Here is a 10,112-nt window from a genome sequence, read left to right on the forward strand (position 1 = left end):
GGGCCCGCTGCCGCGGCTGCGGGGTGACGCATGTGTTGTTGCCGGTGACATTGTTGCTGCGCAGAGCATATGCGGCGCAGGTGATTTGGGCCGCGCTGCAACATCGCGCGGCGGGCCTGGGGCACCGTCGTGTCGCTACTCGGCTCGGGGTGGTGGCTGCCACGGTGCGGGGCTGGCTGCGCCGGGCGGGTGGCCGACTGGAGGTGGTGCGGGCGGAGTTCGTGAGGTTGGCCGTGACGGCCGGGGTGGATGTGACGGTGCCGAAGACGGCTGGATCGGGGTGGAAGGACATGCTGGCCGCGGTCGGGTGGGCGGCCGCGGTGGTCGGTGACCGGTTCGCCGAGCTCGGCATGGTGACGCCGGCCGAGCTGGTGGTGGCCGCCTCGGGCGGTCGGCTTCTCGCGCCGGACTGGCCTGCTGAGAGTGAGCAGGGGTGTCCCAACACGAGTTGCCCCTGATGTCGTGATCGCAAACGGGCGATCCTCACCGATGTTGTTGCCCGGCAAATGTTCTGGCGTCGGGCTTGGTGAGTCAGTAAGGAGGACATCAGCATTGAGTGCCGTTGATCAGGAACAGGCCCGTCGCCGTGAGCGGGCGCAGGCGATCGCGTTGTTCCGATATCAGTTGATCTGCCCGGCCCTGGACCAAGGGCTGGGGCCGAAGGCGCGAGGAAAGATCGTGCGCGACATCGCTTCTCGCACCCATACCGATCCATTCGGCAACCGGGTCGCCTATTCGCGTGACACCCTCGATCGCTGGATCCGCCGCTGGCGTCGCGGCGGGTTCGAGGAGCTGGTGCCCTCGATTCGGGAGTCCAGCACCCGTATCGACGCCGCGACATTGGAGATGGCGGCGGCGTTGAAGCGGGAGAACCCGGCCCGCACCGTCGCCCAAGTGCAGCGCATCCTGCGCACCTCGACCGGGTGGGCGCCCTCGGAATCGACGCTGTTGCGGCACTTTCACCGCCTCGACCTCGTCGGCCCGGCCGCTGGCGGGCAGTCGGTGGTGTTCGGCCGGTTCGAGGCCGACCACCCCAACGAGCTCTGGGTCGGCGACGCCCTGCACGGACCGAAAGTGGGTGGCCGCAAGACCTATCTGTTCGCTTTTCTGGACGATCACAGCCGGTTGTTGCCGGGGTATCGGTTCGGGTTCGCCGAGGACACCGTTCGCTTGGCAGCTGCGCTGGAGCCGGCCCTGGCCAGCCGAGGAGTTCCCGAATCGGTCTATGTCGACAACGGGTCGGCGTTCGTCGATGCCTGGTTGCTTCGAGCCTGCGCGAAACTCGGTGTCCGCCTGGTCCATTCGACTCCCGGCCGCCCGCAGGGCCGCGGGAAAATCGAGAGACTGTTTCGCACCGTCCGCGACCAGTTCCTGGTCGAGGTCTCCGACACCACCGCCGAGGAGATCGCCGAGTCCGGCATGGACTACCGGTCCGCGTTGCTGGAGCTCAACGGCCTGTTCGCGGCCTGGGTCGAAATCGAATACCACCGCCGCGAACACAGCGAGACCGGGCAGACACCACTATCCCGCTGGGAGGCCGGATGGGACAGGCGCAACCGATCGCCAGCGATCCCCACCGCGCCGGATTTGACCGAGGCGTTTCTCTGGAGCGAGCAGCGGATGGTCACCAAGACCGGCACCGTTTCGCTGCATTCCAACACCTATGCCGTCGACCCGGCCCTGGCAGGGCGGCGGGTCGAGTTGGTGTTCTCCCCGTTCGATATGGAAACCATCGACGTCCGCTACCGCGACCGAAGTTACGGAAATGCGTTGCCCCACACCATCACCCGCCACACACACCCGAAAGCGCGGCCCGAGATCGGTGAACAACCGCGCCCTGCGACCGGCATCGACTACCTGAAACTCACCGCCGATGCGCACCATGAGCAGTTGCGCCGGGATCAGCGCATCGGCTACGACGCCCTCTACCGGGCCGACACTCTCGACACCCAGGTCGGCGGAACTGAGGCCCAGCAGTGAGTATTCAACGTCTGCAATCACATTACGGGTTCACCCGCATGCCCTTCGGCCGCGACCTCGCGACGGGCATGCTGCACCGCCACCCCGGTCACGGCGAAGCCGTCGCCCGCATCACCTGGTGCGTCGACCAACGCGCGATCGGGGTCATCACCGGCGAGGTCGGCGCCGGCAAAACCGTCGCCGTCCGCGCTGCCACCGCCAGCCTGGACTCCTCCCGCCACATCGTGATCTATCTGCCCAACCCCTCGATCGGGGTCCGCGGCATGCTGCATCACATCGTCGCCTCCCTCGGGCATCAGCCCGCCTACCACACCGCGATGCTGACCCCGCAGGCCGCCGACGTCCTATCCGCCGAAGCAGCAGAAAGAGGGAGACTGCCCGTGGTTGCCATCGACGAAGCGCACCTGCTGGACAACCATCAACTCGAAGCGATCCGGATGCTCACCAACCACGACATGGACTCCACCAGCCCCTTCGCCGCCCTGCTGATCGGCCAGCCCACCCTGCGCCAACGCCTTCGCCTCGGCGTCCTGGCGGCGCTGGACCAGCGAATCTCGGTGCGCTACACCCTCACCGGCATGCAACCCGACGACACCGCCGACTACATCCGCCACCACTGCCGACTCGCCGGCCGCCAGGACACCCTGTTCTCCGACGACGCAATCAGCTTGATCCACAACGCTTCTCGCGGTCACCCCCGCGCGGTCAACAACCTCGCCGTCCACGCTCTCACCGCAGCGTTCGCCGCGGGCAACGCCATCGTCGACGAGAAATCCGCCCGCATCGCCATCACCGAAACCGGCAACGACTGACCAACATCAGCATCGGCGCCACCACCAAGTCGACGACCTACACCGTCACCACACCGACCACGGCCTCGCTCACCCTGCCGAGCGAGGCCGTTCCCATCTCCGCGCCATCAGCACCGCCGATGACGCCAACATCGGCAAACTCAGCGACGGCCGACAGGCGTGCTGTTTCGGGACGGATGCGTTCTTCTTCGTGTTGTCGTTCCAAGACATCGGCCAGCATGCCGTTGTGCTCCTTGACGATATCGATCAGACGGGCAACGAGGACGTCGAGTCGACGTACTTCTGCTTCGGCCGCGACCAGCCGTTCTTGGAGCGTGACCGCTCGATGGCCGCACCATTGGCGGAGCAGTTCGTGCACGGGTCGGTCGTGTCGGAGGTACCACTGGTATTCCCACTCAGGGTCCGATGTTCGCTCGCCGGAGCCGTCGTGTGCCTGGTAGGTTCGGCCGCGCTTGCAGCTTTCTCGTTGCTGTTTCTCTTCTTCGATCACCCAGTCCAGGACCGGCATTGGGTTGTGATGGCAGATCAGTTCGGCCGCTATGAGAGCGCCGACTGCGGAGAAGATCGTGGCAGCGTCCAGGTCGAACGATGCTGCGGTGGAGGTGATTTCGGCGAGTGGTGTGCCCAGCAACTTCTCGAACTTCTTACGGCTGTGGACTTCTACCGCGTACTTGGCTGGGCGGAGATCGCAGGTTGCGACTTCTTCGGGCACAAGGAGATAGAAGACCTGGTCGATCGCGTATTCTTCCGCCTCGGTGAGGTCGTATTCGTTTTGCAGTCGGTCCCAGTTGGCCATCTCACGGTCGTATTGCTCGGCTTTGCTCCACGGTCCTCGAAGCCGATTACCTGGGATGTTCTCATGGGTTCCGGCTTTGTCCCCGTCGAGAAACTCGATGTCGACCCGCACCCGCTGCTTGTTCCGCTCGATCGCGAGGATGCGAACCCGCTCGGATGGGGCCCGGTCTCGTAGCCGGTAGATCCACTCGTCGCCGATGTCCATTGTCGGTTCCTCACAGTCGTTGGAACGAGTGTGTTGGGTGCCGGGCGCGGCTGTACCCGATTCGCCAATTTGCGGGACATCACAGTGACGGAGCGCGCACCATGGGCCCATGGTGCGGCGGAGCGATCCGATTAATGACCGACAAGCCGATCTCCTGGAGCGGATCGCAGACGGTGACACGTTGAGCAAGCCAGATGACTCTCCGCAGCGAACGACCGCATATGCCCTCCAGGCTCGTGGCCTGATTACCATTTCGAAACGCGCAGGTGTGTTCACTGCCAGCATCACCGATGCCGGCAAGTACTACCTCAAGCATGGCCGTCATCCCGAGGCGCCGGTGTCAACCACGGGTCACTTCGCGACCAAGACAGCGGAGGCCAAGACGTTGATCGACCGTATTCGTAAGGCACCCAATGAAACCGTTCGGATCTCGGAACCGGACGAACAAACACGAGCCGCCTACCGGCGTGCGGTTCACGCCGCCAAACAGAGCGGGCTCGTGCCGAAGGGGCGGGTTCTCCGATACACGGGCCGGTCCAGCGGCGACATCATCGTGCGTCTCCTGGATGCCGACCAACCTGACGAAACCGATTGGAACCGTGTGCGATTGAGAGCACGGAAGCCGAAGTTCGGCGTACAGGACCTACGCCAGTTGCTCACCGAGAATCCCGCGGCGATTCAGGTCAGTGACAGCCAGCGTGAGCGCGCGGTGCGGTTCCTACTCGAACTCAACAACGCAGCCGCCAAACACGACCAGGAAGTACGCATCGCGCGCCGCGGCCAGTACGCCAAGCTGGGGTACCGCGTCGGCATGGCGCAATGGGACTTGACCCTGGTCGAGGACTATGTCGACTCGCGTGGGCACCCGGCAGATCGGTGGCAGATCAAGTATTCGTACAACGGAGTCAAACCGACGGGAAAGCTACGACTGACGATCGGCTCGTCGTGGAGCACCAATTCCAACACCTGGACAGATGACAAGCGCTCGCCCCTGGAACGGCGTGTTCGCCAGATCATCAACGATGTCAAAGCAGCCTTCGACAGAGCCGAGCGTCAGCGTGAGGAAGACCATCGAAAGCACCTGGCGCAGCTGGCGGAATGGGAGCGGCAACAAGCCGAAGAACAGCGGGAGTGGGAGTCGACGTTGGCTGATGCCCGACCGAAGGCAACGGCCATGCTGCGACGAAGAACATTGGTCGCCGCCCTTCGCGCGTGGCGGGCCGCGCAAGACCTCCGTCAAATCTGCACCGTCCTCGATAGCGCCGCCGCGGTTGCGGACCAGGATGGCGATCCGAAATTGGCTGTCAATCTGCGCAATTGGAGTGTAGGCGGACGAGAGCTGGCCGAACGTCTCGATCCGACAACAGGTCTCGCCGCGCTGGGCGTAATCGACTTCGACATCGAGCCTGCCGCCGATGATCTGCGTCCCTACCTCAAGGGATGGAGTCCGGACGGCCCGCACAAGGACTACCACATGAGATCTCTCGACGAACTTTCGTTGTCCCGGCCATGGCCTTCGGATTGGGAGCTCGGAAAGCTCGGGCGATAACTTGCGGATTGGTCTCGGGTTCCCCGGCAGGCGTTAGGCCAGAGTTGCTGGAGTGCTACCTCTGACGAGTTCAGTGGTGGGTGAGCATGATGAACGGCGGAGATGAATTCATTGGTCACGGGTTCGATCTCCGCCCGCCTCGCAAACCGTTATCTACCAGCTGAAATGCGTTCGCGACCCCCTGTCATGCGCTTTCGGCGGTGCCGGTCGTTCCCCATGGCTGTCAACCTCGCATGGTCGCAGGGACACCTTTCCGATTGCCGCGGACGCTATCCAACTATCCGCGGATTTGGCTCAATTCGCAGGAGCCACACGGAGTTTGGGATCGGCGCCGGGTGAGTGCAGCGGGGTGAGCACGGTATCCGGGTACACGACTTTCGTACTGGTCCAACGGAAGTCCAGTTCGTCATCGGTAGGGAACCACCAGGCCGCAGCACGCACGGGGTTCCCGCCACGGAGGAACAGATAGTAGGCGATTGTCGATTTGTCGTCGTTGTACGGACCGGGCAAGTTCTGCCAGCACATTCCGGGGGTATTCGCGAGTTCGTTCACCCTGTCGGCTTTCATGCCCGGCGTAACGACCACCATGGTGTCCCATTCGTCCCGGAGACCGGCGGCTCGGGTGATCTCCACCATCTTGACCGGCACGTCACCGGAAGCCGCCTGCCTCGCGGCAGTCAGAAGAGTGAATACGCCACTCGGTGATGATCCGCCCGACCGCACGTCGAACGAAGCACGACAGTCGGTACTCACTGCGTCCCGATGATCAGTGGACCGGTCCGACCCACATCCGGCAGCCAGCAGCACCGGTACCAAACCGGCGGCGAGGGCCAAGGTTCGGATTCTCATCAGATGATCACTTGCTCCCAGGTAGCGGAATACCAACGCCGGCCGGCGATCCGGTCATCGCCTCGGTCACCCGATTGCTCCAGGTGATCTGCGGGGCGGGCAGTTGACTGCCATCGGCATTCGAAGTCTGGATGACTACTGCTTTGCCGTCCTTGATCTGCTGTCCGACCAGTGCGGCCAATTCTTCGGGAGTGGCTTTGGGGTTGGCTGCCCCGATCGCGCGCCCGATTTCATTGTTGTAGAGGTCCATTGCTTCACGTTGGGGCGTATTGCCGCCGGTCTTCTCGTGGGCCGTGGCGTAGGTTTGCGCCCAGTCCTCACCGAATTGTTGCGACATGAGGGCATTCCAGTACATGTGCCGATAGGCATCACCTTGGCCATCGGCGACGGAGTCCGGATACTCTGCCAAGGCGGCGTTCCTGGCCAGGTCGGGCAGGGTGAGGGCTTTTGCGACCGCGTCGACGCCCTGGTTCTGCAGCAGGTTCTCCATGGCCGAGATCTCTTCGGAGGTCATCAGCGAAGGGCTCACGGTTATGCCGTTATCCTTGAGGATGTCGGCTGGCCACCCGACCGGCCAGAGTCTCGGCAGCCCGGTGGAGACATCGGTTTGATAGTCCTCGAGGATTTTCGCGAGCTGCGGATCGTCCGGCTTGACAACCAATCCCTGCTTCACCCGGTCGGACAGCTTCTCGATTTCCTTGATGTAGATCTCCGCGCCTTCCTGATCCGCTCTTTGCACGAGCGTGAAGGCGGCCGAGATGAAGTTGTCCAGACGCCGGGTGACGATTTCCTTCGCAACGACTGCGACATCACCGAACGGGAAGTAGTCGCTGTAGGTTTCGGCGTTCGATGTGCGGGACTTGACGTGGCCGTCCTCGGTGACGAACAGATCCCATCTCGACTCCTCGGCTTCGGCTTTGCGGGTTCGGATCTTCGAAATATTGGTTTCCAGGGTCGAGACCAGGGAGCTGAGCTTCGACGCCATCTGTTCGATGACGTCCGAGGTCTGAATCGTGTCGGTGCGATCTTCCTGGCCGCGCCGTCGTGCCGCGTCACCCGCCGAACTGTCGAAGTAGTCGTCGGACTGCTCTATCGCATTTCCCGCTGCGGTGGCCTCGATCTCGATGAACTTGTAGGTCTCGTTCATCATGTCGACAACCTGACCGAGATAGCGTAGGTCCCACCCAAGCACCTTGGATATGGTCAGCGACTGCCCATCTGCCACCGCTAGCCCCCCAGCTGCTCGAGTTGGGTAGCCCAGTCGGCATCTGTCTGCTCATAGACACCAGCGGCGGTCTCCACGCTGTCGCAAAAGCTGCTCAGGCGGCGATTGTGGTATGCCAGCACGGTGTCCATCGCCTTCAGCGATTCTTCGACTTTGACAGCGAGGTTCGAATCCGCCATCCGCTCCCGGGCCAGATCACGGCTCACCTTCGCGATCGGCGTCTTCGTCGTGATCCTGCCCGCATTCATGCGTACGGACGCCGCGAGCGCGCGCATCTTCCCGGGGTCGACGTTCACCTGGACTCCTCGAACAGTTGCACGGCTGCGGCTTCGGCGTTGCCCAGTGCGGCACGGTGACGGTCGATAATGAGGTTGGCCAGGTGCTGAGGGCCGTTGTCCATCGCATAGTCGGCGATGTAGAGGTCGGTGATCCGACCGCCGGCATCTGTCTCGATGCTCACGCTGCCGTCTCTGGAACGCGCGGAGCCGCGCACCGCCGCGAGTCGCTCATTGATCTGCTGGATCTCGAGCATTCGCTCATCGCTAGTCATCGCTGTTCCCCCGTCGAGTGGCGCTCCCCGGAAAGCCTACCTAGATCGGGCCTCTGCTACTGCCCGAGGGCCTTCGGGGTGCCCCGCAAGGTCGCGGCATGGGCGGTACGGAACTCCGTATTTACTCCTTATTTTCAGCAGAATCCGGCCGAATCCGGTGCGGCGCAGCATGATTCAATAGAAGATAGCCATGAGATATTCAGGCTGGCAGGAGTATGTGAGCGAAGATGATCGCAGAGAGCCGAATCCTGTTGGGGCAGAAGCAGAAGTTCTACCATTGAACTACATCCGGCACCTCGCCCGCCGGTGCCCGTGCTGCATTCGAAACCAACGAGCCTGTCCCACAAACCCTTCCGCCTTCAGATGACACCAACAGGGCGCGTACCGCGGCCCTGTTGGTCGCGCTCCCAGGCTGTGAGGACTCATATGATGAGCCTGAATTGGTCGCTGCGCCAATAGCTGTGGGCTCGCTGGTCTACTCACCGGGAGAGATTGGCGTCAGCGACATGGCTGCCGTAGGCTCGGGCAAAGGGCGCATCCGTGGTTCGCATGGTCGCCATTTACTCTCCATTTTCATCCGAATCCGCCCGAAACACACAGAATGCCAACGTATCCGGCGTCTTGTGGCTGACAGATATTCGTGCTGATAGACGTATGAAAATGTAGCTACCCGAATCTGATCGAAGGCGCTTGTCAGCCGTAGACTGCGAATCCATTGGTCGCGGGTTCGAGCCCCGCCCGCCCCACAAACCACCTGGTCAGCGAGCCAGGGGCGTGTGGAGACCTGTCCAGTAGGGCCAACTCTCTATTTATTCTCTATTTGTCGGGAAGGGCGGGCCGACGTGAGTTCGCTGGGCATAGTGCCGACGCGTGATTGCCTCGGTGTCGGCGAGCTGAGAGGGAGCGATCGCGATGTCGGACTGGCTGCGGTCGGAGTCCTCGGGCCAACTGTGTCCGGACGGTCTTGCGGACGCGGTTCGGTGGGATCTCGGTGAATCCGAGCCGTGTGAGGAGGTCGGCTATTCAGGTCCGAACGGGCTGGGGCAGTCGCCGGGTGGCGAGGAGGCGATGATGAAGATCATCGAGAGCGTTCAGGGTGTCCCCGGATGGTGTGTACAACGGGTCGAATCCTCTGGTGCACACGGTTATTGGCCAGACTGTCCATATTCGTGGCGCCATGATCGATGGTGTCTTCAAAATCGGCATCGGCACGCACATTCCGTGACGTAGCGCGAGAACCGAGGTGAACCGATGAGTATCACTCCGATTCAGCCGCGGGCGCTGACCGAGCTCGAGTCCGGTGTCGTCACCAAGCTGCTGTCCTCCGGGGTTGCCGGTGTGGGGGAGTTCCTGTCGCAGCTCCCGTTCGCGCGGGTCGTCGCGACCTGGGGTGTCGGTTCGCCCAGCGTTGAGCTGGCTGTGCTGCCCGGTGCGGTGCCAGCGTCCGGATCGACGGACGGGATCGTCGCCAGCGGAGCGGTCACGGACCGGAACGGGGCACCTGTCGGTGAGGTCATCCTGTGGGTCGAGAACGGCAGGCTCAGCGGAATCGAGTACGCCTGGTATACGGATGACCGTCCACGGGCGCTGCCCGAGCCTACGCGGATCGAGGTTCTGTAGAGCTGTCCTCGACTCGTGCGGCACCTTGTCGAGTGTCGCTTGGCCTTCGACCGTGCAGGCGGCGCACATGCGTTAATGCCATCCGTCCCGAATTGGCTGTTCCGGAAGTTCGGTTGCGCGATTACCGAGATGATCTCGGTCCGTTGATCTTTGGGCGTTCCGCACGGCCGCCTCGTACAGCGCCCAATAGCGGCGGTATACGGACGTTCGTTCATGTCCTATACAGGACCAGTGGGTCGCAATTGGGCTGAATAGATACAGTTTTCGTCGCCCAATACAACTCGGCGACAGACCCGCCAGCTAGCAGCCGTGCGGGTCACAGCATGCGCAGGCATCGACGTGAACGTCAACTCACCTCGTAGCGCCGCCTGGAACCGGCGGAACGCATTGATGTGTCGCGAGATCCACGACCCTATCCTGGTCAAGTGGCGGCCCGCGGGAGCAGCGGCGGCAGGTAGGACCACCACGTCGGGTGATCATGTACGAGATCACGCAGCACCGGGCCGCTCCGCAGCCTAGCGCGGCAG

The 10,112-nt window shown here is 62.9% G+C and carries 10 protein-coding genes; 5 read left to right on the forward strand and 5 right to left on the reverse strand.

Annotated features, from left to right (window positions below):
* The 3 genes from NA5_RS38415 to NA5_RS38425 form a co-directional block, all read left to right on the forward strand.
* On the forward strand, positions 1–458 hold a 458-nt coding region (locus tag NA5_RS38415), incomplete at its 5' end, for a helix-turn-helix domain-containing protein (RefSeq protein WP_218020259.1).
* Positions 459–552: 94 nt separating this feature from the next.
* Positions 553–1,980, forward strand: coding sequence for a DDE-type integrase/transposase/recombinase (locus NA5_RS38420; RefSeq protein ID WP_218020260.1), 1,428 nt, complete (start codon positions 553–555; stop codon positions 1,978–1,980).
* Positions 1,981–2,018: 38 nt separating this feature from the next.
* Entirely contained in the window at positions 2,019–2,792 is a 774-nt protein-coding gene (locus NA5_RS38425) for an ExeA family protein (protein ID WP_174555323.1), read from the forward strand.
* 37 nt (positions 2,793–2,829) lie between these two features.
* Here NA5_RS38425 and NA5_RS38430 read toward each other — a convergent pair whose 3' ends face one another.
* Entirely contained in the window at positions 2,830–3,792 is a 963-nt protein-coding gene (locus NA5_RS38430; RefSeq protein WP_062993957.1) for a hypothetical protein, read from the reverse strand.
* A 109-nt stretch (positions 3,793–3,901) separates the two neighbouring features.
* Here NA5_RS38430 and NA5_RS38435 point away from each other — a divergent pair, with 109 nt between their 5' ends.
* Positions 3,902–5,341 (forward strand): hypothetical protein, encoded by a 1,440-nt coding sequence (locus tag NA5_RS38435; RefSeq protein ID WP_157110897.1) that lies wholly within the window; start codon positions 3,902–3,904, stop codon positions 5,339–5,341.
* A 294-nt stretch (positions 5,342–5,635) separates the two neighbouring features.
* On the opposite strand, the gene NA5_RS41115 is transcribed toward NA5_RS38435, so the two are convergent.
* The 4 genes from NA5_RS41115 to NA5_RS38455 all read right to left on the reverse strand — a co-directional run bounded on the left by NA5_RS41115 (position 5,636) and on the right by NA5_RS38455 (position 7,947).
* A complete protein-coding gene (locus NA5_RS41115) occupies positions 5,636–5,989 on the reverse strand; it encodes a hypothetical protein (RefSeq protein ID WP_157110898.1) in 354 nt (117 codons plus the stop codon).
* 208 nt (positions 5,990–6,197) lie between these two features.
* Entirely contained in the window at positions 6,198–7,340 is a 1,143-nt protein-coding gene (locus NA5_RS38445) for a DUF6973 domain-containing protein (protein WP_157110899.1), read from the reverse strand.
* 77 nt (positions 7,341–7,417) lie between these two features.
* Entirely contained in the window at positions 7,418–7,711 is a 294-nt protein-coding gene (locus NA5_RS38450; RefSeq protein WP_062993961.1) for a type VII secretion target, read from the reverse strand.
* On the reverse strand, positions 7,708–7,947 hold the full coding sequence (locus NA5_RS38455) for a YbaB/EbfC family nucleoid-associated protein (protein ID WP_040686805.1): 240 nt from the start codon (positions 7,945–7,947) through the stop codon (positions 7,708–7,710). Before NA5_RS38455 ends, NA5_RS38450 begins: the two co-directional genes overlap by 4 nt.
* 1,269 nt (positions 7,948–9,216) lie before the next feature.
* Between NA5_RS38455 and NA5_RS38460 the strand changes: the two genes are divergently transcribed.
* Positions 9,217–9,585 (forward strand): hypothetical protein, encoded by a 369-nt coding sequence (locus NA5_RS38460; RefSeq protein WP_062993962.1) that lies wholly within the window; start codon positions 9,217–9,219, stop codon positions 9,583–9,585.
* Positions 9,586–10,112 lie beyond the last annotated feature (527 nt).

The organism is Nocardia anaemiae NBRC 100462, assembly GCF_001612725.1.
Classification (GTDB): Bacteria; Actinomycetota; Actinomycetes; order Mycobacteriales; family Mycobacteriaceae; genus Nocardia; species Nocardia anaemiae.

Excerpts from the sequence above, each read along its gene's own strand:
- NA5_RS38430 (WP_062993957.1), bottom strand. The coding sequence starts at position 3,792 with ATGGACATCGGCGACGAGTGGATCTACCGGCTACGAGACCGGGCCCCA.
- NA5_RS38455 (WP_040686805.1), bottom strand. The coding sequence starts at position 7,947 with ATGCTCGAGATCCAGCAGATCAATGAGCGACTCGCGGCGGTGCGCGGC.
- NA5_RS38435 (WP_157110897.1), top strand. The coding sequence starts at position 3,902 with ATGGTGCGGCGGAGCGATCCGATTAATGACCGACAAGCCGATCTCCTG.
- NA5_RS38460 (WP_062993962.1), top strand. The coding sequence starts at position 9,217 with ATGAGTATCACTCCGATTCAGCCGCGGGCGCTGACCGAGCTCGAGTCC.
- NA5_RS38425 (WP_174555323.1), top strand. The coding sequence starts at position 2,019 with ATGCCCTTCGGCCGCGACCTCGCGACGGGCATGCTGCACCGCCACCCC.
- NA5_RS38445 (WP_157110899.1), bottom strand. The coding sequence starts at position 7,340 with ATGATGAACGAGACCTACAAGTTCATCGAGATCGAGGCCACCGCAGCG.